29 protein-coding genes are annotated in these 24,568 nt (G+C 60.9%); 18 read left to right on the top strand and 11 right to left on the bottom strand.

Annotation, left to right across the window (positions count from 1 at the left end):
• The 8 genes from ATY29_RS10385 (at position 1) to ATY29_RS10350 (ending at position 7,768) form a co-directional block, all read left to right on the top strand.
• A complete protein-coding gene (locus tag ATY29_RS10385) occupies positions 1–831 on the top strand; it encodes an RNA methyltransferase (RefSeq protein WP_025416281.1) in 831 nt (276 codons plus the stop codon).
• On the top strand, positions 812–1,612 hold the full coding sequence (gene murI / locus ATY29_RS10380) for a glutamate racemase (protein ID WP_003568979.1): 801 nt from the start codon (positions 812–814) through the stop codon (positions 1,610–1,612). The genes ATY29_RS10385 and murI overlap by 20 nt, the downstream gene beginning before the upstream one ends.
• Positions 1,613–1,740: 128 nt before the next feature.
• Positions 1,741–3,252 carry a helicase HerA domain-containing protein gene (locus ATY29_RS10375; RefSeq protein ID WP_003568977.1) on the top strand — a complete coding sequence of 504 codons (1,512 nt, stop codon included), beginning with the start codon at positions 1,741–1,743 and terminating at the stop codon, positions 3,250–3,252.
• A 225-nt stretch (positions 3,253–3,477) separates the two neighbouring features.
• The gene (gene rpsD / locus ATY29_RS10370) at positions 3,478–4,095 is read left to right on the top strand and encodes a 30S ribosomal protein S4 (protein WP_003568975.1); all 618 of its coding nucleotides are present in this window, start codon (positions 3,478–3,480) and stop codon (positions 4,093–4,095) included.
• A 72-nt stretch (positions 4,096–4,167) separates the two neighbouring features.
• Positions 4,168–5,097, top strand: coding sequence for a glutaminase (locus ATY29_RS10365; RefSeq protein ID WP_025416280.1), 930 nt, complete (start codon positions 4,168–4,170; stop codon positions 5,095–5,097).
• Between the two features lie 58 nt (positions 5,098–5,155).
• Complete coding sequence (ttcA, locus tag ATY29_RS10360; protein WP_003568972.1) at positions 5,156–6,028, top strand: tRNA 2-thiocytidine(32) synthetase TtcA; 873 nt, start codon at positions 5,156–5,158, stop codon at positions 6,026–6,028.
• A 46-nt stretch (positions 6,029–6,074) separates the two neighbouring features.
• Positions 6,075–6,902, top strand: coding sequence for an inositol monophosphatase family protein (locus tag ATY29_RS10355; RefSeq protein ID WP_097532817.1), 828 nt, complete (start codon positions 6,075–6,077; stop codon positions 6,900–6,902).
• A gap of 41 nt (positions 6,903–6,943) precedes the next feature.
• On the top strand, positions 6,944–7,768 hold the full coding sequence (locus ATY29_RS10350; protein ID WP_003568970.1) for an inositol monophosphatase family protein: 825 nt from the start codon (positions 6,944–6,946) through the stop codon (positions 7,766–7,768).
• 92 nt (positions 7,769–7,860) lie between these two features.
• Here the strand turns inward: ATY29_RS10350 and ATY29_RS10345 are convergent, their stop codons facing one another.
• The 6 genes from ATY29_RS10345 to ATY29_RS10320 all read right to left on the bottom strand — a co-directional run bounded on the left by ATY29_RS10345 (position 7,861) and on the right by ATY29_RS10320 (position 12,768).
• Positions 7,861–8,319, bottom strand: a complete 459-nt coding sequence (locus tag ATY29_RS10345; protein ID WP_244597394.1) for a GNAT family N-acetyltransferase — start codon at positions 8,317–8,319, stop codon at positions 7,861–7,863.
• An 86-nt stretch (positions 8,320–8,405) separates the two neighbouring features.
• Positions 8,406–9,686 carry a multidrug effflux MFS transporter gene (locus ATY29_RS10340; protein ID WP_097532679.1) on the bottom strand — a complete coding sequence of 427 codons (1,281 nt, stop codon included), beginning with the start codon at positions 9,684–9,686 and terminating at the stop codon, positions 8,406–8,408.
• 49 nt (positions 9,687–9,735) lie between these two features.
• Entirely contained in the window at positions 9,736–10,941 is a 1,206-nt protein-coding gene (locus ATY29_RS10335; protein ID WP_097532678.1) for a multidrug effflux MFS transporter, read from the bottom strand.
• Positions 10,942–11,077: 136 nt separating this feature from the next.
• Positions 11,078–11,413 (bottom strand): Grx4 family monothiol glutaredoxin, encoded by a 336-nt coding sequence (gene grxD / locus ATY29_RS10330; RefSeq protein WP_097532677.1) that lies wholly within the window; start codon positions 11,411–11,413, stop codon positions 11,078–11,080.
• A 144-nt stretch (positions 11,414–11,557) separates the two neighbouring features.
• Complete coding sequence (locus tag ATY29_RS10325) at positions 11,558–12,379, bottom strand: c-type cytochrome (RefSeq protein WP_097532676.1); 822 nt, start codon at positions 12,377–12,379, stop codon at positions 11,558–11,560.
• Between the two features lie 137 nt (positions 12,380–12,516).
• On the bottom strand, positions 12,517–12,768 hold the full coding sequence (locus tag ATY29_RS10320; protein WP_003568959.1) for a hypothetical protein: 252 nt from the start codon (positions 12,766–12,768) through the stop codon (positions 12,517–12,519).
• Positions 12,769–12,932: 164 nt separating this feature from the next.
• Here ATY29_RS10320 and ATY29_RS10315 point away from each other — a divergent pair, with 164 nt between their 5' ends.
• Positions 12,933–14,099, top strand: coding sequence for a hypothetical protein (locus ATY29_RS10315; protein ID WP_003568958.1), 1,167 nt, complete (start codon positions 12,933–12,935; stop codon positions 14,097–14,099).
• 167 nt (positions 14,100–14,266) lie between these two features.
• Here ATY29_RS10315 and ATY29_RS10310 read toward each other — a convergent pair whose 3' ends face one another.
• From ATY29_RS10310 to ATY29_RS10295, 4 genes are read right to left on the bottom strand one after another with little or no spacing between them, the layout of a single operon-like run.
• A complete protein-coding gene (locus ATY29_RS10310; RefSeq protein WP_097532675.1) occupies positions 14,267–14,983 on the bottom strand; it encodes a transporter substrate-binding domain-containing protein in 717 nt (238 codons plus the stop codon).
• A gap of 12 nt (positions 14,984–14,995) precedes the next feature.
• Positions 14,996–15,760 (bottom strand): 4-hydroxy-2-oxoheptanedioate aldolase, encoded by a 765-nt coding sequence (hpaI, locus tag ATY29_RS10305; RefSeq protein ID WP_003568954.1) that lies wholly within the window; start codon positions 15,758–15,760, stop codon positions 14,996–14,998.
• A 7-nt stretch (positions 15,761–15,767) separates the two neighbouring features.
• Positions 15,768–16,550 (bottom strand): 2-oxo-hept-4-ene-1,7-dioate hydratase, encoded by a 783-nt coding sequence (gene hpaH, locus ATY29_RS10300; RefSeq protein ID WP_097532674.1) that lies wholly within the window; start codon positions 16,548–16,550, stop codon positions 15,768–15,770.
• Between the two features lie 21 nt (positions 16,551–16,571).
• Positions 16,572–17,465, bottom strand: coding sequence for a dioxygenase family protein (locus ATY29_RS10295; protein ID WP_003568951.1), 894 nt, complete (start codon positions 17,463–17,465; stop codon positions 16,572–16,574).
• A gap of 253 nt (positions 17,466–17,718) precedes the next feature.
• Here ATY29_RS10295 and ATY29_RS10290 point away from each other — a divergent pair, with 253 nt between their 5' ends.
• From ATY29_RS10290 to aroQ, 9 genes are read left to right on the top strand one after another with little or no spacing between them, the layout of a single operon-like run.
• Complete coding sequence (locus ATY29_RS10290) at positions 17,719–18,453, top strand: GntR family transcriptional regulator (RefSeq protein ID WP_003568949.1); 735 nt, start codon at positions 17,719–17,721, stop codon at positions 18,451–18,453.
• A complete protein-coding gene (locus tag ATY29_RS10285; protein WP_097532673.1) occupies positions 18,453–19,274 on the top strand; it encodes a sugar phosphate isomerase/epimerase family protein in 822 nt (273 codons plus the stop codon). Before ATY29_RS10290 ends, ATY29_RS10285 begins: the two co-directional genes overlap by 1 nt.
• A gap of 48 nt (positions 19,275–19,322) precedes the next feature.
• The gene (locus ATY29_RS10280) at positions 19,323–19,991 is read left to right on the top strand and encodes an amino acid ABC transporter permease (RefSeq protein WP_003568946.1); all 669 of its coding nucleotides are present in this window, start codon (positions 19,323–19,325) and stop codon (positions 19,989–19,991) included.
• A gap of 9 nt (positions 19,992–20,000) precedes the next feature.
• A complete protein-coding gene (locus tag ATY29_RS10275; protein WP_003568944.1) occupies positions 20,001–20,651 on the top strand; it encodes an amino acid ABC transporter permease in 651 nt (216 codons plus the stop codon).
• A gap of 43 nt (positions 20,652–20,694) precedes the next feature.
• Positions 20,695–21,519 (top strand): transporter substrate-binding domain-containing protein, encoded by an 825-nt coding sequence (locus ATY29_RS10270; RefSeq protein ID WP_003568943.1) that lies wholly within the window; start codon positions 20,695–20,697, stop codon positions 21,517–21,519.
• A 7-nt stretch (positions 21,520–21,526) separates the two neighbouring features.
• On the top strand, positions 21,527–22,300 hold the full coding sequence (locus tag ATY29_RS10265) for an amino acid ABC transporter ATP-binding protein (protein ID WP_165779346.1): 774 nt from the start codon (positions 21,527–21,529) through the stop codon (positions 22,298–22,300).
• Positions 22,301–22,318: 18 nt separating this feature from the next.
• Positions 22,319–23,179: a shikimate dehydrogenase gene (locus ATY29_RS10260; protein WP_003568941.1), complete on the top strand. Its 861-nt coding sequence runs from the start codon at positions 22,319–22,321 to the stop codon at positions 23,177–23,179.
• A gap of 15 nt (positions 23,180–23,194) precedes the next feature.
• Entirely contained in the window at positions 23,195–23,563 is a 369-nt protein-coding gene (locus tag ATY29_RS10255; protein ID WP_003568940.1) for a 5-carboxymethyl-2-hydroxymuconate Delta-isomerase, read from the top strand.
• Positions 23,564–23,593: 30 nt separating this feature from the next.
• On the top strand, positions 23,594–24,043 hold the full coding sequence (gene aroQ, locus ATY29_RS10250; protein WP_003568939.1) for a type II 3-dehydroquinate dehydratase: 450 nt from the start codon (positions 23,594–23,596) through the stop codon (positions 24,041–24,043).
• 272 nt (positions 24,044–24,315) lie between these two features.
• On the opposite strand, the gene ATY29_RS10245 is transcribed toward aroQ, so the two are convergent.
• Complete coding sequence (locus ATY29_RS10245; RefSeq protein WP_003568938.1) at positions 24,316–24,549, bottom strand: BolA/IbaG family iron-sulfur metabolism protein; 234 nt, start codon at positions 24,547–24,549, stop codon at positions 24,316–24,318.
• Positions 24,550–24,568 lie beyond the last annotated feature (19 nt).

Here is a 24,568-nt window from a genome sequence, read left to right as displayed (position 1 = left end):
ATGGCAGGCACGAACAGCGAACGTCAACTTCTGGCCGAGGGGCCGGCCATCATTCTGGTCGAGCCGCAGATGGGCGAGAATATCGGCATGGTGGCGCGGGCCATGGCGAATTTCGGCCTTGCCGAACTGCGCCTTGTCAATCCCCGCGATGGCTGGCCGAATGAAAAGGCGCTGGCGACCGCTTCCAAGGCCGATCATGTGATCGAGGCCACGAAGGTCTACGACACGCTGGAGCAGGCGGTGGCCGATCTCAACTTCGTCTATGCGACGACGGCGCGCGAGCGCGACGGTTATAAGCCGGTGCGTTCTCCCGTCATCGCCGCCGAGACGCTCCGGGCAAAATTCCGGGCGGGCGAGGGCACCGGCATTCTTTTCGGGCGCGAGCGCTGGGGGCTGACCAACGAGGAAGTGGCGCTTGCAGACGAGATCGTCACCTTTCCCGTCAACCCGGCCTTTGCCTCGCTGAACATCGCCCAGGCCGTGCTGCTGATGTCCTATGAATGGATGAAATCCGGCATGGAAGATGTCGGCGCCGTGCCGTTCCAGGCAATGGGGCAGACGCCCTCGACCAAGGAACAGCTCTTCGGCCTGTTCGACCAGCTGGAAGAAGCGCTCGATGCGCGCGGATATTTCCATCCTGCCGGGAAAAAGCCGAAAATGGTCGACAATCTCCGTGCCGTTCTATCCCGCCGGGCTTTCACGGAGCAGGAAATCAGCGTGTTGCGCGGCGTCATCTCCTCCCTCGACCGCTTCTCGCGCAAGAGCCCGCGCGGCGGCAGGTTCCCGAAACCGGCCAAGGAAACACCACCAGATGACAGCGACGACGCGTGAGCTGAAACCCATCCTCCTCTTCGATTCCGGCATCGGGGGGCTGACCGTGCTGCGCGAGGCGCGCGTCCTGATGCCGGAGCGAGGCTTCATCTATGTCGCCGACGATGCCGGATTTCCCTATGGCGGCTGGGAGGAGCAGGCACTGAAAGAGCGGATCATCGGGCTCTTCGGCAAGCTGCTGATGGATTATGATCCCGAAGTCTGCATCATCGCCTGCAATACCGCCTTCACGCTCGTCGGCGCCGATCTGCGCTCCGCTTTTCCGCAGATGACCTTCGTCGGCACCGTGCCGGCGATCAAACCGGCGGCGGAGCGCACGCGATCGGGCCTGGTTTCGGTGCTGGCGACCCCGGGCACGGTGAAGCGGGCCTATACACGCGATCTCATCCAGTCCTTTGCGCAGCAATGCCATGTCCGCCTCGTCGGCTCGGAGAACCTTGCGCGCATGGCCGAGGCCTATATTCGCGGCGATGCCGTCTCCGATGAGGCCGTGCTCGCCGAAATCGACCAGTGCTTCGTCGATAAGGACGGTCAGAAAACCGATATCGTCGTACTCGCTTGCACGCATTATCCTTTCATGGCCAATCTTTTCCGCCGGCTTGCCCCATGGCCGGTAGACTGGCTGGATCCTGCCGAAGCGATTGCGCGGCGCGCCCGCACACTGGTGCCGCTGGTTGCCGATGCCGTCCATCCGGATAATTTCGACTTTGCGGTCTTCACCTCCGGCCAGCAGGATTTCGCCACACGGCGGCTGATGCAGGGATTCGGCTTAAAGGCATAAGCGGAAATTGTCCTGTGGGTTGGCGAAATCCGACCCTGAAAATCACTAGATTCTTTGATAGACGGGGCCTTGCCGTTTCGGAAGAATGGCGGTTCGTTCATTGAGTCTCTTCGCCGCGAGGATCAGCATTGCAGGTTGGCATCGATATGGGATTGGCGTCCGGCAGCCCGGCGACGCTCGATATCGAGGAGCTGCTGGCGACGCGCCTGCTCGTGCAGGGCAATTCCGGGTCGGGCAAGTCGCATCTCCTGCGCCGCCTGCTCGAGCAATCCGCGCAATGGGTGCAGCAGGTCATCATCGATCCCGAGGGCGATTTCGTCACTCTCAGCGACAGGTTCGGCCATGTCGTCGTCGATGGTGAGCGCACCGAGGCGGAATTGGCGGGTATTGCCAATCGCATCCGCCAGCATCGCGTTTCCTGCGTGCTGACGCTCGAAGGCCTCGATATCGAGCAGCAGATGCGCGCCGCCGCCGCCTTCCTCAACGGCATGTTCGATGCCGATCGCGAGTATTGGTATCCGGTTCTCGTCGTCGTCGACGAGGCGCAGATGTTTGCACCGTCGGTCGGCGGCGACGTCTCGGAAGATGCGCGCAAGATGTCGCTCGGCGCGATGACCAACCTGATGTGCCGCGGCCGCAAACGTGGGCTTGCCGGGGTGATCGCGACGCAGCGGCTTGCCAAGCTCGCCAAGAATGTCGCGGCCGAGGCCTCGAACTTCCTGATGGGCCGCACCTTTCTCGATATCGACATGGCGCGTGCCGCCGACCTGCTCGGCATGGATCGGCGCCAGGCCGAGATGTTCCGGGACCTGAAGCGCGGCAATTTCGTTGCCCTTGGCCCTGCGCTGTCGCGCCGGCCGCTGCCGATCCAGATCGGCGCGGTGGAGACCTCGGCGCGCTCTTCCAGCCCGAAGCTGATGCCGCTGCCGGATGCGCCACAGGATGTCGAGGATCTGATCTTCACGCCCGACCCGGAGGAGTTCCAGCGTCCGCTGGTGCGCCGCGCGCCGCCGGCGCCGCGGCCGACCACCGATATACTGGCGGAGCTCTCGCGCTCGACACCGGCGGCATCACCGGCACCGGTCGAGGCGAGGGCGAGCCAGGTGGAGATCTCCACCGAGGAGCGAGAGGAGCGCCTTGCCGGCGTGCTTGCCGAAATCCTCGACGATCCCACCTCCGCTTTCCGCACCGATTCGGTGCTCTACCAGGATTTTCTCGTGCGGCTGCGCATGCGCCGCGTGCCGGGACCGCCGATCGCGCTGCCGGATTTCCGCCGGCGTGTGGCGATCTCCCGCTCGGGCGTCGATGCCGCGACAGCCGCGACCGACGCGTGGGCGACGGCGCTGTCGCTGTCGTCTGGGGTTACCGACGACCTGCAGGGCGTCTTCCTGATGCTCGCCAAGGCTGCCGCCTGCGGTGAGGCGTGCCCATCGGACGCCCGCATTGCCCGCGCCTACGGCACCCACTCCGCCCGCCGTGCGCGGCGCCTGCTCGGCTATTTCGAGGAGCAAGGGATCGTCGTCGTGCATACGGATTTCTCCGGCAAGCGCATTGTGGCTTTCCCCGACATGAACTGCCAGACGGCGCCGGGCGATGCCAACGCGCCCGACACGGGCGACCAGCCGCTGGCGGCGGAATAGTGGCGCTTTCAATCTTTGCCGCTGTTGACATTTTCATGACGGCCCTCTAAACACCGCGCCAAGCACCGGGCAGCAATGTCCGGTGTTTCATTTGACATGTCCCGTGGATGGTTCCAGTTCGCGTAACCGGAATATCCTGTCAGATTTCGGAAGAGATCAGAGGAGGGCGTGTTTCCTTCGTGCGGTTTGGTAACAAATCGCCATAAACTTTTGAAAGGAAATGCGATGAGCAAGCGCGAATCGTCCAAGTACAAAATCGACCGCCGTATGGGCGAAAACATCTGGGGCCGTCCGAAGTCTCCGGTAAACCGCCGCGAATACGGCCCGGGCCAGCACGGCCAGCGCCGCAAGGGCAAGCTTTCGGACTTCGGCGTGCAGCTGCGCGCCAAGCAGAAGCTCAAGGGTTATTATGGCGACCTGCGCGAAAAGCAGTTCCGCGCGATCTTCGCCGAAGCCTCTCGCCGCAAGGGCGACACCTCGGAAAACCTGATCGGTCTTCTGGAATCTCGCCTCGACGCGATCGTCTATCGCGCCAAGTTCGTTCCGACGGTCTTTGCTGCCCGTCAGTTCGTCAACCATGGCCACGTCACTGTCAACGGCGTACGCGTCAACATCGGTTCTTATCGCTGCAAGGCCGGGGATGTTATCGAAGTTCGCGAGAAGTCGAAGCAGCTGGTGACCGTTCTGGAGGCCGTCAGCCTCGCCGAGCGCGACGTTCCGGATTATATCGAAGCCGATCACCACAAGATGGTCGCTACCTTCGGCCGCGTCCCGACGCTCAGCGACGTTCCGTTCCCGGTCGTCATGGAACCGCAGCTGGTTGTCGAATTCTATTCGCGTTAAGAAAAACCAGGCGTTTTCGCTTATGGAAAAGCCGCTCTTTCGGGCGGCTTTTTTGTTATTCGGAGAGAAGCGATGACGGATTTGCAGGCGACCCTCGATAGCATCTACAGCGATATCCTGCCGCGGGTCGGCGAGGGCAAGGTCGCCGACTATATTCCCGAGCTCGCCAAGGTCGATCCACGGCAGTTCGGCATGGCGATCGTTACCGTCGACGGCAAGGTCTATCGTGTCGGCGATGCCGGTATCGCCTTCTCGATCCAGAGCATATCCAAAGTCTTCATGTTGACGCTGGCGCTCGGCAAGGTCGGTGAGAGCCTGTGGAAGCGCGTCGGGCGCGAACCATCGGGATCGGCGTTCAACTCGATCGTCCAGCTCGAGCATGAGAGCGGCATCCCGCGCAATCCCTTCATCAATGCCGGCGCGATTGCTGTTTCCGACGTCGTCATGGCCGGTCATGCGCCGCGCGAGGCGATCGGCGAATTGCTGCGCTTCGTGCGTTATCTCGCCGATGACGAATCGATCACCATCGACGACAAGGTGGCGCGCTCGGAAACGCAGACGGGATACCGCAATGTCGCGCTTGCCAACTTCATGCGCGCCTACCGCAATCTCGACCATCCCGTCGATCACGTGCTCGGCGTCTATTTTCATCAATGCGCGCTCGCGATGAGCTGCGAGCAGCTGGCCCGCGCCGGGTTGTTCCTGGCGGCACGCGGCAGCAATCCGATGACCGGTCATTCGGTGGTGTCGCCGAAGCGGGCGCGGCGCATCAATGCGTTGATGCTGACCTGTGGCCATTATGACGGCTCTGGTGATTTTGCCTACCATGTCGGCCTGCCCGGCAAGAGCGGCGTCGGCGGCGGCATCTTCGCGGTGGCGCCCGGCATTGCCTCGATCGCGGTGTGGTCGCCGGGGCTCAACAAGGTCGGCAATTCGCAGCTCGGCGCTGTGGCGCTTGAGATGCTTGCGGCACGCACCGGCTGGTCGGTTTTCGGCGATTGACACTGTGTTGGCGCACGACTTTCTGTTAAGGCAGGCAGACCTTCGATAGGACGATGCAATGAATATCGCAGCCAATATCGCGGACGACCTGGAAGCCGGCGAAGCCGACAGCGGCATCGGCCATGCGCTGTTTGCCGATGCGCCGCGCTCGGTCTCCTTCAATAAGCTGCGCAAGCGGCTGCTCAGGCAAGTGCGCCAGGCCTTCGACGATTTCGACATGCTGAAGGGACAGAAGCGCTGGCTGGTCGGCCTTTCCGGCGGCAAGGATTCCTACGGGCTGCTGGCGCTGCTGCTCGACCTGCAGTGGCGCGGCCTGCTGCCGGTCGAGTTGATCGCCTGTAATCTCGATCAGGGCCAGCCGAACTTTCCGAAGCACGTGCTCCCGAACTACCTGACGAAGATCGGCGTCCGGCACCGGATCGAATATCGGGATACCTATTCGATCGTGAAGGAGAAGGTGCCGGAAGGCGCGACCTATTGCTCGCTGTGTTCGCGGCTGCGCCGTGGCAATCTCTACCGCGTCGCCCGGGAAGAGGGCTGCGATGCGCTGGTGCTTGGCCATCACCGCGAGGACATTCTCGAAACCTTCTTCATGAATTTCTTCCACGGCGGGCGGCTTGCTTCCATGCCGGCGAAGCTTCTGAACGACGAGGGCGACCTGATGGTGCTGCGGCCGCTAGCCTATGCCGCCGAGGACGATCTCGCGAAGTTCGCCGCCGCCATGCAGTTCCCGATCATCCCCTGCGATCTCTGCGGTTCGCAGGACGGGCTGCAGCGCAATGCGATGAAGGATATGCTCGCCGATATCGAGCGACGCATGCCGGGGCGCAAGGACACGATGCTGCGGGCGCTTTCGCATGTGAACCCGTCGCATCTGCTCGATCCAAAACTTTTCGACTTTTCCAGCCTTGGTGTCGCCGATCCTTCATGAGAGGCCGGCTATGCAGGCTGATCATTGCATCAAGGACAAATTTCGCATGACTATTTCTGACACGGACATTCTTTTCCTCGGCGAATGCGTCAGGGAGGCGGCGCGCATCGAAATCATGCCGCGTTTTCGCAATCTCGGCGCTGCCGATGTCTCGGAAAAAACTTCGGCGATCGATGTCGTGACGCAGGCGGATTGGCTCGCCGAACATAGGATCACGGCGGCACTGAAAGAGCGCTTTCCAGCAGCATTGGTCGTCGGCGAGGAGGCCTATGACGCCGACAAGTCGGTAGTGCCGGCACTTGCCGATGCCGAGCTTGCCTTCGTCATCGATCCCGTCGACGGCACGTTCAATTTCGCCGCCGGGTTTCCGGTTTTCGGGACGATGCTCGCGGTGACCGTCAAGGGCGAGACGGTCGCCGGCATCATTTACGATCCGGTTCTCGGAGACACGGTCACGGCGATCAAGGGGGCGGGCGCCTTCCTGACGCGGTGGGACGGGCAATCGAGCAGGCTGAAGGTGGCTGAGCCTGCCGCCTTGAACCAGATGGTCGGTGGCTTCTCATGGGGGCATATGGAAGATCCGGATCGCTCGCGCATCTCAGCCAACATGGCAAAGGCCCGAATGACCTTCGCCTTTAATTGCTCGGCTTACGAATATTGGATGGCCGCTTCCGGCAAGATGCATTTCATCGGCCATGCGAAACTGATGCCCTGGGATCATCTGGCCGGCGTGCTCGCTCATCAGGAGGCCGGCGGCCATACGGCCAAATTCGACGGAACGCCCTATCGCCCGGGCGAGACAACGGGTGGCATCATCTCAGCGCCCGACAAGGAAAGTTGGCAGCTGATCCGCCGCGAGATCGTCGGCATCTGATTTGAGGCCCCCCCAAAAGGACCGGACCGAAAGGATTTGACATGACTGCGACCGTCAACGTGACCGTTCTTGCCGATCTCTTGCGCCGTGCAGCGAAGGCGGAAATCCTGCCGCGCTTCCGCCGGCTCGGCCAGGACGAGGTGCGTGCCAAGAGCGAGGCGACCGATCTCGTCACCGAGGCCGATGAGCAGGCCGAACGGATGATCAAGGCGGAAGCGGAGCGGCTCTGGCCCGGGGCGCTGTTCGTCGGCGAAGAATCGGTCGCAGCCGAGCCTGATTTGCTCGGCAGGCTCGCAGATGCCGATCTCGCCATCGTCGTCGATCCGGTCGACGGCACCTTCAATTTCGCTGCCGGTATCCCGGCCTTCGGCGTGATGGCCTCGGTCATATCAGGCGGCGAGACCGTTGCCGGGATCATCTACGATCCGATGGGCGACGACTGGGTCATGGCGGAAAAGGGTGGCGGCGCCTGGCTGCGGCGGCCGGATGGCGAAGCGCGGCGGTTGCGCGCGGCCGAGCCTGTCGCGCTCGACCAGATGGTCGGTATGGCCTCGACAGGCTACCTGCCGCAGGAGAAACGGGCTGAAATTCTCGGCAATCTCGCCAAGGTGCGCTTCCTCACCAACTACCGATGCGCGGCTCATGAATACCGCACCCTTGCGGGCGGCCATGTGCATTACCTGATGTACAACAAGCTGATGCCTTGGGATCACCTTGCCGGCACGCTGATCTCGCAGGAGGCCGGCGCCCATGCGGCACGTTTCGACGGTTCTCCCTACCTGCCGCACCATCTCGATGGCGGGCTCCTGGTTGCGCCCGACGAGGCCTCTTGGGAGGTGCTGCGCCGTGAGGTCGTCACGATCTGAACCGTGAAAACCGGCCGCAGAACACTGATCTTGCGGCCGTATCCTGCGACGGGGAATTGCGGTCTCGGTCGAATGTTATCGGCGGTTGACGCTCATTCCGCGTAGTGCTTGTCCATGAGGAAGTTTTCCAGGCTTTGCCCGCGTTTTTCGACGGTTTGCCTTGATATCACGCGGAAACCCTTGCGCTCGAAAAACGACTGCGCGGTTCGGCTGGCTTCCGTATATATTCGCCTGAATCCGAGCGTCCGAGCTTTCTCCTCGACCCGCCTCAGCAGGCTGCTTGCGACGCCGAGCCCCTGAAATTCAGGATGGACGAACATCATGTCCAAGCATCCGTCGGCGGTCAGATCGGAAAAACCCACCGGCTCTCCGTCGATTTCCGCGATCCAGGCGGGCCGGCTAATCCTGCGCTCCGCCCATAGGCCGCGATCTTCGACCTTTGCCCAAGCCTCGATCTGAGCGGAGGAATAGTCTTTCGATGAGACCTCCCGGATCGCGCGCAGAAAAATGTCGATCGTCGCGTCCGCATCGGCTGGCGCGTAGGGCCTGATCTAAATTCCGTCGTCCATCCTGGATGCCCTTTGCCCCTTTAGAAGAGCTTTCACCGGCCAAATCTACGCGGGCTGGCAGACTCGTGTCACAAGTGGGCCGCCCCCGGATCGAGCTGCGGGCTGTCGCCCGGATGGGTAAAGAGCCTGCCGTTCTCGGCCCAAAGCGTGGCTGCGATCGTCAGCAGACCAAAAGTCGCAAAGCCGGCGAAGAGCGGCTGCACCGTGCCATTGAACATCTGGCCGACCAGGCCGCCGAGGATGGTGCCGAACGTCGTCGAGACGAAACCGGTGATGGCGGTTGCCGTGCCGGCGAGATTGCCCATCGGCTCGAGGCTGATGGCGGTGAAATTGGTGGCGATCAGCGCAAACATCATCAGCACCACGGTGAAAATGCCGTAGGCGATGGCGAAATCCGGTTTGCCGGCCAGCGAATAGACAAAACCGGCAGCCGAGAGCGCCGTGAAGATCAGCAGGGCGGCGTGCGAGATGCGGCGCATGCCGAATGTGCGGACGAAAAAGCCGTTGGCGAAGTTGGCGATAGCGATGCCGCCGGCGGTAGCCGCAAAGGCGATTGGCAGCCAGTCGCCAAGGCCATAGACTTCACCGAAGACCTGCTGCACCGAGATCACATAGGCGCTAATGACGCCGGTGAACATGGTGAGGCCGATCATGTAGCCGCAGGTGATGCGGTTGGTGAGCACGGTCTTGAAGCCATCCATGACAGAGCCGACTGACAGTGGCAGCCGCTCCTCCGGCGGTAGCGATTCCTTCAGCCGCAGAAGCGCCCAGACGAACAGGATGGTGGCGATGACGCCGAGCTGAATAAAGATCCAATGCCAGTTGGCATAGGTGATGATCAGTTGGCCGACGGAGGGGGCCACGATCGGCACGATCATGAAGACGATCATGACATAAGACATGACACGGGCCATTTCGCGGCCGCCGAAGCAGTCGCGCACGATCGCCATGGTGGTGATGCGCACCGCCGCGCCGCCGACACCCTGGATGAAGCGCATGACGAGCAGCATTTCGAAGCTTCCGGTTGCTGCGGCGGCAAACATGCCGATCACGTAGCAGACGAGACCGCCGAGCAGGATGTTACGGCGGCCGAACGTATCCGAAAGACTGCCGAAGAATATCTGCGAGACGCCGAAGCCCAGGAGGAACACGCCGATGATCAGCTGCGCGTCGTTGGTATTGGTGACGCCAAGGGAATGGCCGATATTGGGCAATGCCGGCAACATGCTGTCGATGGCCATGGCGACGCTGGCGGTCATGATGGCGATGGTGACGACGAATTCGCCAAAGCCCATGCCGATGCGGCGGGAGCCCTGGTTTTCCTGGTGCGGTTTATGCGGCGGCGTCATGTGGTGAAATCCCGGATGCGGAGGAGGTGGCCGTTCAGAGGTGGGCCGTTCAGACGGCCGGATTCTGCTGTTGGAAGAGGCGGCCCTTCTCGGCGATCAGTACGAAGACGAGCCCGATGATCGACACGGTGAAATAACCGGCGACCATCGGCAGCGCGGTGCCGTCGAAGGCCTGACCGATGCCGGCGCCGATGAGGGCGCCGCCGACCGTGCTCATGAAGCCGAGAACGGAGGAGGCGGTGCCGGCGACATGGCCGAGTGGCTCCATGGCCAGCGAGTTGAAGTTCGAGCCGATCCAGCCGAACTGGAACATGGCAAGGCCGAAGAAGGTGATGAAGAGAGGGAAAGGCATCGGCTCGGAACTCGCCATCTGGACGATCAGCCAGATCGTGTTGATGGCGATAAAGCCGAGGAGCGAACCGTGAGACAGGCGGCGCATGCCGAGTTTGCCGACAAAGCGCGAATTGAAGAAGGATGACAGCGACATGAAGATCGCCACGCCGGCGAAGGCGAAAGGGAAATAGACACCGAGATCATAAATGCCGACATAGACCTGCTGGGCGGAGTTGATGAAGCCGAACAGCGCGCCGAAGATGAAGGTGCTGGCGATGGTGTAGCAGAGCGCGATGCGATTGGTGAGGACCAGCTTGAAAGCGCCGAAGATCGAGCGGGCGGTAAAGGGGCGGACATTGGCGGGATGCAGGGTCTCCGGCAGGCGAAGATAGGCCCAGACGCCGATAGCAGTCGCCATCGCGGCGATGAAGAGGAAGATCAGGTGCCAGTTGCCGAAGAACATGACGATCTGGCCGGTGCCGGGCGCAATCACCGGCACGATCATGAAGACCATCATGATCAGCGACATGACCTCGGCCATCTGCCGGCCGCCATAGATATCGCGAACGATGGAGATGGTGATGACGCGGGTCGCGGCCGAGCCGATTCCCTGGATGAAGCGCAGCACCAGCAGTCCGGCGAAGGAAGGGACGAAAACGATGCTGATGGCGGAAGCGATATAGATGACGAGACCGATCAAAAGCGGCGTGCGGCGGCCGAAACGGTCGGAAAGCGGTCCGTAAAACAGCTGCGCGCAGCCGAAACCGAGCAGATAGGTGGAGACGACGAACTGGCGATGATTTTCGCTTTCGACGCCGAGGCTCGCGCCAATCTGCTGCAAGGCCGGCAGCATGATATCGATCGCCAGCGAATTGACGGCCATCAGGAAGGCAGCGAGCGCGATGAATTCGCGTTTGCCCATGGGCAGGCGGCCCGCGGACACGGCTTGTGATGAATCTGTCACAATGAAATTCCCATAAACAGGCTAAGGCGCTGCTGGCCGCAGCGCCTCGGACTCGAGAACAGATTTGGAAACCGGGCGGACGCCCGGTGACCGATCAGGCGGCGCCGCGCACGGTGACGCCGTTTTCCTGGAGATGCTGCTGCAGTTCACCGGCCTGGAACATTTCCCGGATGATGTCACAGCCGCCGACGAACTCGCCCTTGATGTAAAGCTGCGGGATTGTCGGCCAGTTGGAGTAATCCTTGATGCCCTGGCGGATTTCCGAATCGGCGAGCACGTTGACGCTCTTGTAGTCGACACCGATGTAATCGAGAATCTGCACGACCTGTCCGGAGAAACCGCACTGCGGAAACTGCGGCGTGCCCTTCATGAAGAGGACGACGTCGTTGTTCTTGATTTCGTTGTCGATGAATTCGTGAATGCCGCTCATGGGACCTGATCCTTTCAACAGGCGGGTTAAAGGCCCGCCGTTTCAATCGTTGACTTTAGATAGCATGCGCAGTCAGGAATTCCAGCCGCCCCAATCAAAAAAAGACCAATTTGGTCAGACCACTTCCTCATTGTTGCCGTCGCGTTACGGTTGCCGGGTGAGATAAGCTTGGATCTGTTCGATTTCGGCATCTGTAAAATATCTGAAATCCCATAGTGAAACCTGGGTCATCACGCCGAGATCGCGGCCTCCGACACCCTTGCCGGTGCGCAGCAGCGTCTTGAAATCAGCAGCCGAATAGGATTGCGCCAAAGGCCTCAGCGCCGGTGCCAGAAAGGCTTCGGACTGTTTGGCGGTATCGAGATTGTGACAGTGGCTGCAATCGGTCCTGAAGGCATATTCGCCGATATCGGCCGGGCGCGTGGCGGCGGGCGTGAGGTCGGCCGTCACGATATCGGCCTCGAAGGGGACCTTGCCGAGCGCCAGGCCGATCCGGCCGAGCGGTCCCCATTGCGTCGCTCCGTCCACCGCGTCGGGAAGCGGCTTCAGACTGCGCACCCAGGCGAGGATCGCCGCCATGTCGTCCTCGGTGATATTGGCAAAATTGCCAGCCGGCATGATAAAGACGCCGGTGCCGTCCTTCTTGACGCCGTGGCGGATGAGGCGCACCAGCTCCGCATCGCTGTACATCGGCGCGAAGCGGGTCAGGTTCGGTGCGACGATGCGGCCGAGGCCGGGCCCGTCGATCAACACGTTGCCGGCATCGTGATGACAACCGCCGCACATCAGCGTCCGGGCGCGGCGTTCGGCTTCCTCAGGCGGCAGCGTCGTCTTGACGGTAAAATCGGCCGCCGCAACGTTATAGGTTCTGGAAAGGCGCATCTCCGACAAGGCGTAGATGCCGACAACGGCGATCAGACAGATCGCGACCAGTGCCGCCAGGACGATTTTTAAAATGCGTTTCATCTGCCAGACGTGCCGCCCTCCATCGTGATAATCCGTTTGATATCGGCATAGGCGGACGCCGGCTTTTTTGCCGCGGCATGAAGCCGGCGCGGGATATGGGAAATCTGCAAGATCGGTGCCTGCGAAAGCACCCACGGCTAGCTTCGGCGCTGACGGCTGCGGCCGGCGGCGGTGCGGCGCTTGCTGACCTGCTTGCGGGCGGGCTTGCGTGTCGCCGCAGCCGTCTTGCGGGCGGTCGAGGCTGGCTTGCGCGCTGCAGCCGTCGTCGACGCGCTGCGCGTTTTTCGCTTTTTGCGCTTCGTCGTGGCGCGGCCGGTGGTTTTCTTCAGGATCTCCTTCAGCACGCTGTCGACGACGCCCGATATCAATTCTTTGACTAGATCGGCCACAAAACCCCTCCGTTCGTGGTGGAAACGACATGCCTGCTATTGAATTCCGGGAGAGTTCGGTTAGCAAGACGGCTTCGAGGCCAAGCTGCTTTTTTGCCGATATTGGCGACCGGGCAGCCGGATCGCATGCAACATGCTGGCCATTTGGCCGGCTGGAAGGTGGAATGAAACTGATCGAGAAGCGGGTCGTCCTGCATTTCCCTGGCTTCGAGCCGCTTGACGGCGTTGCTCACAGGGCACGCTACGAGCGCTCTGCCAGACAGAGTGCCACCGTCTGGGGTTATTCGGTTGAGACGGGGGCGGCCGAGGCAGGAAGCGATCCCCTCAATTTCGAGGTGACGACGGACTACGGGGCAGGGACCGGTTCCCCCGGCTGGCGGACGAAGAGCCGGATTCACATGGTCGATCATGACGCGCTGGTCAGTCGGCTGCGCAGCGGCAATACGCCGAGCCAGATCGTTGCGGGCTTCCGCAGCTGCGTCCAGATCGTGCTGGACGGCGGCATGCGCGGATATTTCCGCCATGCCTGGCGCTTCGGCCTGTTCTTCCTCTTCCCGTTCCTGTTGACCGGGCTGGCGATCGCGCTGACGGCGCAGATCGCCATCATGCCCTATAGCCTCGGTTTTTCTCCCTGGCACATGCTCTGGAGTGGGCCGCTTGCGCTCTGCTTCTTCAGCTTTGCCTTCCTGCCGTTTTCTGAACGCTTTCATACGCTGCATCTTTTTGCCGATTGGAAAATGGCGGTGGCGCTAGGCCGCATGGACCGGGCCGATTTCAACGACTGGCTGGAAGACCGCGCCAGCGCCGTGCGTAAGGCGCTGGCTGAGGAGGCGGACGAATATCTGATCTCCTCGCACAGCATGGGATCGAGCGTTGCCGCCCATGTGATCGGCATATTGCTGGAAAGGGAGCCGGAGATTTTCGAGGGCAAGCGCGTGGTGTTCGCCACCCTCGGCAGCGCCATCCTGCAATGCGCACTGCTGTCATCGGCTGCGCTGCTGCGCGCCCGTGTCGGGCTGATTGCCCGCTGTCCGGAGATTTCCTGGCTCGACGTGCAGTGCCTGACGGATTCGATCAATTTCTACAAGGTGCCGGTCGTTGCCGTTGCTGGCCATACGGATGCACCTCCGGCAACGATGATCCTGATCCGCGTCAAGCAGATGTTGACGCGCGAGCACTATCGCAAAATCCGCAAGGACCAGCTGCGCGTCCACCGGCAATATGTGCTGGGGCCCGATATGAAGGGATCGTTCGATTTCACGCTGATGACAGCGGGTCCTATGCCGGCCTCGGTGTTTGCCCATGCGGAGAAGGAGAAATTGCCGGCTTGAGGGCTGGGTTCCGTCGGTGTTGGGAGCTCGCCCAGGTCCACAGGCGCCCAATTACCAGGCCGTTTACAGCGCTCGAAATGGGGCGGGTGCGGTATCGAGAAGCCTTTAGCTTACGCGTAGCTTGCTCGGCGAGTGGGATAAAGCCCGAGCCGTTTCCGCCGACGCTATCATTCGAGATCCTCTTCACCATCGCCGGCCAAGTCACGGTCTGCCGCAGCAGTTCCGTTCAGACGACGTATGAAATCCGTAAAGAAGGCCGAGGCATGAATGGATCTTCGCTGCACGGCGATCGTCTGGGGAATTTTGGAGAACGCTCCCTCTACCAGCCGGAAGCCGGAAGTTCTCTCCGAAATCTGAACGAGGAATTCCGTCAACCCCGCAGCCACCTCGCACTGCGAGCTGACAAGGAGATGGACGGCAGCCGCCGGGCTGTCAGTGTGCGAGACAGTGGCTTTTTCAAGGATACGTTCGAGCTGCTTCGTATAGGCGGCGCTTCTTGCGGAGGCGACCTGCACGCCTTCGATGTCGACATCGCCAACCGTGCGGAACGACGAAGCCTCGGGCACCAGATAGGTCGCTTTGACGGACATGTAGGGGGGCGAGAAGGAAAACAGGTCGGCTCTCGATGGGTCGGAGGCAATAAAAGCAATATCCCACTCGCCGCGATCAGCAGCGGCGAGGATGTCGGCGGCGGAGCCGTGCTGGATCAGCGACAGGCCGCAATCCAGTTGCTCGGCAATTTTGCGACCGATCCGAGCGTTCGGACCGACCAAGGCGCCGGCGTGATGGTCCCACCGGACCAGCGCTGCATTCGACATGTTGACGGCTGCCCGGATTACGCCCGTCGGCGCTATCTCGGACAGAACTTGCTTCCGCGTCGGCATCGGCGCGAACTCCTAAGATGCAAACCGGGCTGCGAGCGCCTCCGATCCTCTTGCAAGGAGGGCGACGTCTACGCCAACGGCGGTGAACAACGTCCCGAGCGAAATGCAGCGGGCTGCGAACGTCTCGTCCGGCGTGAGAATGCCTGCCGGCTTTCCAAGAATTTTCAGGCGTCCGATCGCGTTTTCGATCGCCGCGACCACCTCGGGATGTCCCGGTTGGCCGGGATGACCGAAGCTGGCCGCCAAATCGGCGGGGCCGATGAAGATGCCGTCGACGCCCTCGACCGCGGCGATGGCCTCCAGTTGGCCGAGTGCCTCGCGGGTCTCGATCTGCAGAAGCAGGCAGATCTCTTGTTCGGCATTCCGCGCATAGTTCGGCACGCGCCCGAAGCGGGTGGCGCGCGTCAAGGCGGAGACGCCGCGAATCCCGTGCGGCGGATACCGCGTGGCAGCGACCGCTGCCTTCGCTTCCTCTTCGTTCTGCACATAGGGAATGAGGAGCGTCTGGACGCCAATATCCAGAAAGCGCTTGATCAGTACGGCATCGTTGAAGGCGGGACGTACGACGGGGGACACGTCGTAAGGCGCGACCGCCTGCAATTGCGGCAGGACGGTGAGGACGTCACTCGGAGAGTGCTCGGTATCGAACAGAACCCAATCAAAGCCCGACGGCGCAACGATTTCCGCCGCGTAGCTTCCGGGAAGGCCGCACCAGAGACCGATCTGGCTTTGACCGGCTCTCAGTTTCCGTTTGAAGTGATTGACGGGAAGTTCCATCGGCGCCTCACACGAACGAGACGCCGATGGAGCCGACCGGACCATAGTCGGCTTGGATGACATCGCCCTTGACGATGTCCACGGGGCGGGTGAATGAGCCGGCAAGCACGATTTGGCCCTTCTTCAAGCCGCCTCCGACGGCATGGAGCTTGTTCACGAGCCAGGCGATCCCTGCGGCCGGATGCCCCATGATGGCTGCGGAAACACCCGATTCTTCGATGATGCCGTTTTTCGAAAGCGTCGCGCCGACCCAGCGGATGTCAATATCCATCGGCCGGATGATGCGGCCGCCCACTACGATCGCTCCGAACGCGGCGTTGTCGGCGATCGTATCGGTGATCGCTCTGGGCACCTCGGTTCGGTAGTCGATGATCTCAAGCGCAGGAACGACAAATTCAGTCGCGCGCATGACATCATAGATCCGAGCGCTTGGTCCTTCGAGATCCTCGCCCATTACGAAGGCGAGCTCGACTTCCAGGCGAGGCTTGATGAAGAGCGCCGCGCTGATTTGCGCTCCGTCGTTATAGAGGGCGTCGTCGAGAATGACGCCGTAGTCGGGCTCCGTCATTTTCGAGGCCATCTGCATCGCCCGCGATGTCAGTCCGATTTTATGCCCCGCGATCCGCGCGCCCTTTGCAATCCGCGCCTGCGCCCAGAGCGCTTGGATCTGATAGGCGTCTTCAATTTCCAAATTCGGATATGTCTTGCTCGGCTGGACGATGGGCCTGCGTTCGGTTTCTGCCTTCAGCAATGCGTCGGCTGCCGTTTGGCGTTCCTTCTCGGTAATCATGATTTGGCTCTGCTGGTTCTGTTACTTGATCGGGGGACGCGGCAGGATGGCCTCGCCTGGCTCCATGACGTAGGTGTAGTCGAGTGAGAACCACGGGCCAGTGACGTCCGTGTCGGACGGGTGCGGCTCGTCATGACGGACAAAGTCGCCTGTCAAAGCCGCGGTGACGCCGAACTGCACATCGGATTCGATGTTCGGATCACTCGGGTCGAAGACCTGGGAGATGAGGGTTTTGTACCCCCGTTTGAAGATCAGCGCGTGCAGATGAGCGGGTCGGTAGGGATGGCGGCCTTGCGCTTGGAGAAGCCGACCGACGACCCCGCCGATAGGGATTGGATAGCCCACCATCTTGACCGTTCTGAACCAGAACCGACCCTCGTCGTCCGTGGTGAACTTGCCTCGCAGGTTCATTTCCGCCTGGTCCGGGTCCTGGTTCTCGTAAAGACCGACGGGAGAGGCATGCCATACGTCGATCTCGGCGCCTGGGATGGGCTTGCCTACCCGATCAACCACCTTCGCGTGGACGAACAAGGGCGTTCCAGGCGTTTCCGACCGGATGATGGTTCCGCCGTTCTCGACCCGCGGAGAGTTGAGGCGCCAGAACGGCCCGAGCAGCGACTGCGAAGTCTCGGTCTGTCCGTTGTCGCCGTTGTTGAGCAGGCAGACGAGCGACGAGACGCCAAGCGATCCGGCCATCAGCACGAACTCGTTGTGGCTGTCGGTCTGCAACTGGCCAATTTCGTTGAGGATAGCCGTCGCTTCGCGAAACTCGACTTCCGACAACCTGACTTCCCGCACGAATGCGTGGAGATGCTTCACCATTGCAACGAGTATTTCCCGGAGCCTTGGATCTGCGGTGCGGTCCATCACGGCGAGAACGGCAGGCGTCAACTCGCTTTCGGTTCTGATTGCCATAAGGCTACCTCCCAATAAGGCTCGAGTATCAAAATAATCGATTATTTGTCAAGCAGTTGCTGCGTAATCTAGATTGACAGCTGATGAAAGCATGCCTGAACAAAGGAATAAATGTCTGGAATAATTAGATAAAGCGGATTAGTTCTGACGCAAAGCCAGGCGACCCAGTGGTTTGTTGATGTATCAAGTTGACATGAATAATCGTTTATTATATCGATCATCGAAACTTAGCCGAATTGTTTGGGGAGGAACGATGGACTCGGCCGACGACAGCTCTCTGGGGCCGTTGACAGAAGGCGGGCCGTCAGCCGGCTTCCTCGACGATGGCAAGAACACCATCGGCAGTCAGCTCGCGTCGCGCCTTCGGGAGGCGATCATCTCCGGTGAACTGGAAGCAGGCAGCAAGATCAATCTCGACAAGGCGCGGAAGACGTTCAACGTCAGTCTGAGCCCGTTGCGGGAGGGCTTGGCCCGGCTCATTTCAGACGGCCTGGTCGAGTTTCAGGATAACAGAGGCTATCGCGTCGCGCCGATCTCGCTGGCTAATCTCGAAGAGGTCACGAGCCTGCGCGAGGAACTCGAGGTTTTCGCGCTGCGTGAATCCATCCGTCTCGGCGACGTCGAATGGGAGGGCAACATCATGCGTGCACTTCATCGTCTAAACCGCACGGAGCGCGACGCCGCTCGTCCCGAAACGCTGGAGCAGTGGGAAGCGCTTCACCGGGAATTCCATCTCACCCTGATTTCGGGCTGCGGCAAACCTCTGCTACTTCACTTCTGCAGTCTTCTGCTCAATCTCAATGACCGATATCGCCGAGTCTTCCTGATCCGGACGTCGGGGGATCGCAACGTTGGGCAGGAGCACAGCGAGATTGCCCAGGGCGCAGTTGCGCGTGATGTCGACTATGCCTGCGAGAAGCTCCGCCAGCATATTCATCGCACCGGCACCAATCTTCGCAACCATCTCGCGACGAAGGGAATCGCGTGATGGCCGCCGCAGCATCGAAATCGGCGCGCCTGATTGGCGTTGCGCATTTCTCATCGATTTTGCTGCCTCCGGTGGATTTCGCGAAGACCGCCGCCCGCGCAGGGTTCTCCAGGATCGGGCTCAGGCTGAATCCGGCGTTCCCTGGTGCGCCTTACTACGAGCTGCCTGTCGGTGGTTCGGCTGCAGGCGAGTTGAAATCCGTGCTTGCCGGCGAAGGCGTCGAGGTTTTCGATATCGAGTTCTTCGTCATCGATCCCTCGTTCGACGCGTCGTCGGTGGAGGCCACCGTCGCAACGGCTGCGCACATTGGAGCACGCCGGCTTAGTGTCTGCGGAGACGATCCTGATCACGCCAGATTGGTATCGAACTTTTCGGATTTCTGCGGGCTCGCGGACCGATACGGCTTGGCTGTCGACATCGAAAACATGGGTTGGCGGGTGATCAGAACCTTTCAGGACAGCGTCAATCTTGTGAAGGAGAGTAGTGCCCGTAATGCCGGCGTCCTCGTCGACGGAGTACATTTCTTCAGGAATGGCGGCACGCTCGCTTCGCTCGGAACCGAGATCGGCTGGGTAAAGCACGTTCAACTGTGCGATGTCGCTGGATCGGCGCCGGTGACATCAGAGGAGATGATCGCTGAAGCTAGAGGCGGGCGGTTCGCACCGGGAGAGGGCGAATTGCCGTTGAAGGAACTCGTCGCAGCGGTCGATGGCTCCGCGGCGATCTCGGTGGAGGTCCCGCTCGCGGGCTCTGCCGCGCCCGAGACGCATTTGAAACATCTGTACGACAGGGCCGAAGAATTATTCGGGCCGGATCGCTGATCCGGCGCCGGCGAGGCGTGAGCCGCGACGGAGGGAGGAAGTCAACATATGGGTTATACGTTCGATTTTGGTGCGGTCTTCGACCGCGCCCCGGAATTGTTTTGGGGTTCGCTTGGGACGCTCGGTCTGGCATTCGCCGGAATGATCCTTGCGCTCGTGATCGGTATTCTCGGCGTCGCTGCAAGAACGTCCAAGAACAAACTCGTCCGAGCTCCGGTGGTGAGCTTCGTCGAGGTTGTTCGAAACACACCCTTCCTGGTGCAGATATTCTTCATCTACTTCGCGCTTCCCCTCATGGGAATTCGACTGAGCCCTACCGCTACCGCCATCATCGCGCTGGGGATCAATGGCGGCGCCTATGCGATTGAGATCATTCGAGGCGGCGTGGAAAGCGTGAGCAAGGGCCAGGTCGAGGCAGGCTTTGCGTTGGGCTTGCATAAGGCCGATGTGTTCCGGCTGATCGTTTTGAAGCCGGCTCTGCGGGCGATCTATCCGTCCCTGACCAGCCAGTTCGTGATGCTGACCTTGACGACTTCGGTCTGCACTTCGATCGCGGCCTACGAGCTGACTTCAGCGGCGCAGCGGATCGAATCCGACACGTTCCGAAGCTTCGAGGTCTATTTCAGCGTGACCGCAATCTACCTGGTCATCTCGAGCCTGATGATGGGCATCTTCGCCCTTATCTCCCGTTACTACTTCAACTACCCGACCAGATAGGAGGCGTTCATGGGTCCCATTGGCGAAAACGAGCTGTTCTTCCTCTTGCAGGGTCTGAAGTGGACTGTGCTGCTAGCCATCATCGGCTTCGTCGGCGGAGGCATATTTGGAGTTCTGATCGCTTTGGTGCGCACGTCGAAGAACCGCTTCGCACGTTTCGCATCATCGGGTTACATCGCGCTCTTTCAGGGCACGCCGCTCCTGATGCAGCTCTTCGTCGTCTACTACGGAGTCGCGCTGTTGGGCATCGACGTCAATGCATGGATCGCTGTGGCCATCGCGTTCACCCTCCATGCCAGTGCATTCCTGGGCGAGATCTGGCGCGGCTCGATCGAGGCCGTTCCGAAGGGCCAGACCGAAGCCGCGAACGCACTCGGGCTGCATTACGTCTCCCGAATAAAGGACGTTGTCCTGCCGCAGGCGCTGAAGATTTCGATGCCTGCAACCATCGGATTTCTCGTTCAACTCATCAAGGGCACATCGCTCGCAGCCATCGTCGGTTTCATCGAGCTGACCCGCGCCGGACAGATCATTTCGAACCAGACCTACCGCCCGCTGCTCGTCTTCGGGATCGTTGGAATAATCTACTTCATCATTTGTTGGCCTCTCTCCCACATCGGGAGCGGCTTCGAAAAACGGATGGCGAAAGCTGTCCGCTAACCTTGCTTCGACCGAAGCAAAGACCACAGAGGAGGAGAATGGAATGTATAGCAATCGCAGACAATTTCTTGGAATGGCCCTGGCTACGGCCGCCTTCGCCACGCTAGGCGCGGCTGCAGCTTCCGCGGCGACCGTCGAGGAGATCAAGGCCAAGGGTACGATCGTCGTCGGCATTCAGGGCGACAACGCGCCATGGGGCTTCGTCAACACGAGCGGCAAGCAGGACGGATTCGACGCCGATATCGCGACACTCTTCGCCAAGGAACTCGGAGTCAAGGTCGAGTTCCAGCCGCTCGCCGTCGCCAACCGCATTCCGGCCCTGACCACCGGCAAGGTCGACATCCTGTTCGCCACCATGGCCATGACGGAGGAGCGTGCCAAGTCGATCCAGTACAGCAAGCCATACGCGGCGAACACGATCTCGCTTTATGCGGCAAAGGCCGATACCGCAAAAACGCCTGCCGATGTTGCCGGCTGGGAAATCGGCGTGCCGAAGTCCAGCTCGCAGGACAAGGCCATTACCGACGCCGTGGGATCGACCGCGACCGTCCGCCGCTTCGACGACGACGCCGCAACCATTCAGGCGCTGGTCTCCGGACAGGTTAAGGCCGTCGGAGGCAACATGTTCTACGGACAGCGGCTCGATGCCGCCAGCGCCGGCACCTACGAGCGCAAGATCGACTTCCTGACGACTTACAATGGCGCCGGAACGCGACTGGGCGAGAAGGACTGGAACGAGGCCGCCAATGCCTTCCTCGACAAGATCAAGGGCAACGGCGAACTTGCAGCCATCACCAAGAAATGGATGAACATCGACTTGCCGACGTTCCCGGAATCCATTCCCAACATCCCGTTCACCGTCAAGTAAAGCTTACATGGAGGGCGCCGTGCTCAGTTCCGCTAACGACCAGTCGACATTGATATCGCTTGAAAAGGTGGAGAAATGGTACGGCTCCTTCCATGCGCTGAAAAACATCAGCCTTTCGGTTCGCAAAGGCGAGAAGATCGTCCTTTGCGGGCCTTCGGGTTCCGGCAAGTCGACGTTGATCCGCTGCATCAACGCTCTCGAGCTGATCCAGGAAGGCAGGATCGTCGTCGAGGGGCAGTTGCTCGACGGCACGACCAATGCGGTTGATGCCATTCGGCGTGAAGTCGGGATGGTGTTCCAGAACTTCAATTTGTTCCCCCACATGACCGTTCTGCAGAACTGTGCGCTTGCGCCCATGAGGGTCCGCGGAACCAGCCGGGCTGACGCCGAGAGGCTGGCGAGAAAATACCTGGAACGGGTTCGAATCCTGGATCAAGCGGAGAAGTATCCCGCGCAGCTCAGCGGAGGGCAGCAGCAGCGTGTCGATATTGCCAGGGCGCTTTGCATGGAACCCAAGGCGATGCTGTTCGACGAACCGACATCGGCGCTCGATCCGGAAATGGTCAAGGAAGTGCTGGACACTATGATCGGTCTCGCGCGCGACGGCATGACCATGATCTGCGTGACGCATGAGATGGGTTTCGCCCGCCAGGTCGCAGACAGGGTCATCTTCATGGCTTCCGGCGAGATCATCGAGGAGGCCGAGCCCGAGGTCTTTTTCAAGTCTCCGAAGCATGAGCGGACCAAGGCTTTCCTTGGCGAGATTCTCGCACATCACTGAGCCGATTGGGTTATCGAAATGAACAACAACAAATTCCTTGTTGGTCTCATCGGGGCCGACATCCAAATGTCGAAGTCGCCTGCACTGCATGAAACCGAGGCACGGCACCTGGAGCTGGATTACCATTACGAACTCTTCGACCTCGCCGAACGCGGTCTACCGGCGTCCGCGCTGCCCGAACTGCTTGTAGAACTTGAACGATGCGGCTTCGCAGGAAGCAATATCACGCACCCGTGCAAGCAGACGGTCATCGCTCATCTTACCAGCCTGTCCGAGGACGCCGAGATGCTCGGAGCGGTCAACACGGTCGTGTTTCGGGACGGAAAGCGGATCGGGCACAATACGGACTGGTATGGCTTCTATAAGAATTTCGAGCGCGGCATGCCCGGCGCAGCCAAGACTCATGCCGTCCTGCTCGGGGCAGGCGGCGCAGGGGTCGCTGTCGCGCACGCGGCGATCAAGCTTGGTATCGGGATGCTCTCGATTTTCGACCAGGACACAAATCGCGCCGCCGCGCTTGCCGATCAGCTCAACCGACGATTTTCAAGAACCTGCGCGCAACCGGTCCAGGACGTCGGTGCGGCGCTCGCTTCGGCCGACGGCCTGATTCATGCTACGCCGACGGGTATGCGAAGCCATCCGGGTCTCCCGATCGACCCGGAATGGCTTCATCCACGTCACTGGGTCGCCGATATCGTCTACATGCCGCTCGTGACCGAACTTCTAGCTCTGGCAGAGAAGAAGGGGTGCCGGACCTTGCCGGGCGGCGGCATGACCGTGTTCCAGGCCGCTGCGGCCTTTGAACTGTTCACCGGTGTAAAACCGGATGCGGAACGCATGTCGCGTCACTTCGAAGATTTGTGCCGACCTACAGCCTGACCGGGAGGACATGCCTTGCCGCATATCATCATCGACTATAGCCGAGGTGCTGCCGAACGGGTGGCAATTGATGAATTGACCAAGGCGGTCCACCATCGGGTGCGCGACGGAGCCCTGGTGAAGCCTACTGCCGTGCGCACCTTCGCCAGGGAGGCGACTTTCTCCTGCGTCGGTGACGAGCACCCGGACAATCACTTTATCCAGATCATCCTGCGGATCGCGCCTGGTCGGTCGGCAGATATTAAGCGGGAGTTGTTGAAGGCGGTTCTCGAAGCCGCGCGCGATATCGCGGCCCCCGCGCTGCAAGCGGGCCGGTTGGGGCTGCGGGCCGATCTTTACGAGTCCGATCCGGATTTCGCATTCCAGGAATTAGCGTTCGCCTGACCTTGGCACGCCCTCACAAGGACAATTGCAATGAGCCTGATCTACGTTCTCAACGGCCCAAATCTCAACTTACTCGGCAAGCGTCAGCCGCATATCTATGGTCACGAAACGTTGGCCGACGTCGAGGCGGACTGCCGGAAACTGGCCTTGGAACTGGGCCACGAGATCCGTTTCCACCAGAGCAACCGGGAATATGAAATCATCGACTGGATCCACGAAGCGCGCGAAGACGGAGCCGGCATCGTCATCAACCCGGCCGCATTCACGCACACCTCGCTTGCGATCCTCGACGCCTTGAACACGTTTGAAGGTCCCGTCATTGAGATCCATATCTCCAACGTGCACAAGCGCGAAAGCTTCCGCCATCATTCCTTCGTTTCCCACCGCGCCGACGGTGTGCTTGCTGGTCTTGGTACGGAAGGTTATCAGCTCGGAATCCGCCGTGTAGCGACGATGCTCACGGCGCCGAAGAAGGAGTGACATTGGCTCCCCCAGTCAAACTGGCGGTCGCGGCGCGGGGCTATTGCTATCGTCGATTCCACCCCGGTTGAGGCGATCGCAAGCGCGGTCGGCGCCAAAGGTTTTTCGAGCTGGGTCGCGGTAGAGGCCGGCTATCCCGGAATTGATCGAGAGCCAATCGCCGACGATATCGCCGCTGGCGAAGAGCCCATCGCGAATGTGCTCACCACAACCACCCTCCTGTGCCAGTCACAGGAATGAGCGGGGGAGAGGTAGCGGCCGATCCGACATGTTCAATCCGGCGCAGAGGTCTGCAGTGCCAGCGCGTGCAAGACGCCGCCCATATTGCCCTTCAACGCTTCATAGACCATCTGGTGCTGCTGGACGCGGCTCTTGCCGCGGAAGGCTTCGGCGACGACTTCGGCGGCGTAGTGGTCGCCGTCGCCGGCCAGATCGCGGATCGTCACCTTGGCACCGGGAATCCCGGCCTTGATCATGTCTTCGATATCACCGGGGTTCATGGCCATGATCGTTACTCCTTGCGCA

It is taken from the genome of Rhizobium hidalgonense (genome assembly GCF_002914525.1).
Taxonomy (GTDB): Bacteria; Pseudomonadota; Alphaproteobacteria; order Rhizobiales; family Rhizobiaceae; genus Rhizobium; species Rhizobium hidalgonense.
The sequence above is the reverse complement of the archived record's forward strand: the minus strand, read 5'-3'. Positions and strand labels throughout refer to the sequence as shown.

Bases quoted from the DNA above. Each gene is read 5' to 3' on its own strand.
- ATY29_RS10290 (WP_003568949.1), top strand. From the start codon at position 17,719: ATGGACTCGGCCGACGACAGCTCTCTGGGGCCGTTGACAGAAGGCGGG.
- ATY29_RS10385 (WP_025416281.1), top strand. From the start codon at position 1: ATGGCAGGCACGAACAGCGAACGTCAACTTCTGGCCGAGGGGCCGGCC.
- ATY29_RS10365 (WP_025416280.1), top strand. From the start codon at position 4,168: ATGACGGATTTGCAGGCGACCCTCGATAGCATCTACAGCGATATCCTG.
- ATY29_RS10265 (WP_165779346.1), top strand. From the start codon at position 21,527: ATGGAGGGCGCCGTGCTCAGTTCCGCTAACGACCAGTCGACATTGATA.
- murI (WP_003568979.1), top strand. From the start codon at position 812: ATGACAGCGACGACGCGTGAGCTGAAACCCATCCTCCTCTTCGATTCC.
- ATY29_RS10350 (WP_003568970.1), top strand. From the start codon at position 6,944: ATGACTGCGACCGTCAACGTGACCGTTCTTGCCGATCTCTTGCGCCGT.
- ATY29_RS10275 (WP_003568944.1), top strand. From the start codon at position 20,001: ATGGGTCCCATTGGCGAAAACGAGCTGTTCTTCCTCTTGCAGGGTCTG.
- ATY29_RS10335 (WP_097532678.1), bottom strand. From the start codon at position 10,941: ATGGGCAAACGCGAATTCATCGCGCTCGCTGCCTTCCTGATGGCCGTC.
- hpaH (WP_097532674.1), bottom strand. From the start codon at position 16,550: ATGATTACCGAGAAGGAACGCCAAACGGCAGCCGACGCATTGCTGAAG.
- ATY29_RS10285 (WP_097532673.1), top strand. From the start codon at position 18,453: ATGGCCGCCGCAGCATCGAAATCGGCGCGCCTGATTGGCGTTGCGCAT.
- ATY29_RS10280 (WP_003568946.1), top strand. From the start codon at position 19,323: ATGGGTTATACGTTCGATTTTGGTGCGGTCTTCGACCGCGCCCCGGAA.
- ATY29_RS10325 (WP_097532676.1), bottom strand. From the start codon at position 12,379: ATGAAACGCATTTTAAAAATCGTCCTGGCGGCACTGGTCGCGATCTGT.
- ATY29_RS10315 (WP_003568958.1), top strand. From the start codon at position 12,933: ATGAAACTGATCGAGAAGCGGGTCGTCCTGCATTTCCCTGGCTTCGAG.
- ATY29_RS10355 (WP_097532817.1), top strand. From the start codon at position 6,075: ATGACTATTTCTGACACGGACATTCTTTTCCTCGGCGAATGCGTCAGG.
- ATY29_RS10340 (WP_097532679.1), bottom strand. From the start codon at position 9,686: ATGACGCCGCCGCATAAACCGCACCAGGAAAACCAGGGCTCCCGCCGC.
- ttcA (WP_003568972.1), top strand. From the start codon at position 5,156: ATGAATATCGCAGCCAATATCGCGGACGACCTGGAAGCCGGCGAAGCC.
- hpaI (WP_003568954.1), bottom strand. From the start codon at position 15,760: ATGGAACTTCCCGTCAATCACTTCAAACGGAAACTGAGAGCCGGTCAA.
- ATY29_RS10260 (WP_003568941.1), top strand. From the start codon at position 22,319: ATGAACAACAACAAATTCCTTGTTGGTCTCATCGGGGCCGACATCCAA.
- ATY29_RS10245 (WP_003568938.1), bottom strand. From the start codon at position 24,549: ATGGCCATGAACCCCGGTGATATCGAAGACATGATCAAGGCCGGGATT.
- rpsD (WP_003568975.1), top strand. From the start codon at position 3,478: ATGAGCAAGCGCGAATCGTCCAAGTACAAAATCGACCGCCGTATGGGC.
- ATY29_RS10270 (WP_003568943.1), top strand. From the start codon at position 20,695: ATGTATAGCAATCGCAGACAATTTCTTGGAATGGCCCTGGCTACGGCC.
- grxD (WP_097532677.1), bottom strand. From the start codon at position 11,413: ATGAGCGGCATTCACGAATTCATCGACAACGAAATCAAGAACAACGAC.
- aroQ (WP_003568939.1), top strand. From the start codon at position 23,594: ATGAGCCTGATCTACGTTCTCAACGGCCCAAATCTCAACTTACTCGGC.
- ATY29_RS10310 (WP_097532675.1), bottom strand. From the start codon at position 14,983: ATGCCGACGCGGAAGCAAGTTCTGTCCGAGATAGCGCCGACGGGCGTA.
- ATY29_RS10295 (WP_003568951.1), bottom strand. From the start codon at position 17,465: ATGGCAATCAGAACCGAAAGCGAGTTGACGCCTGCCGTTCTCGCCGTG.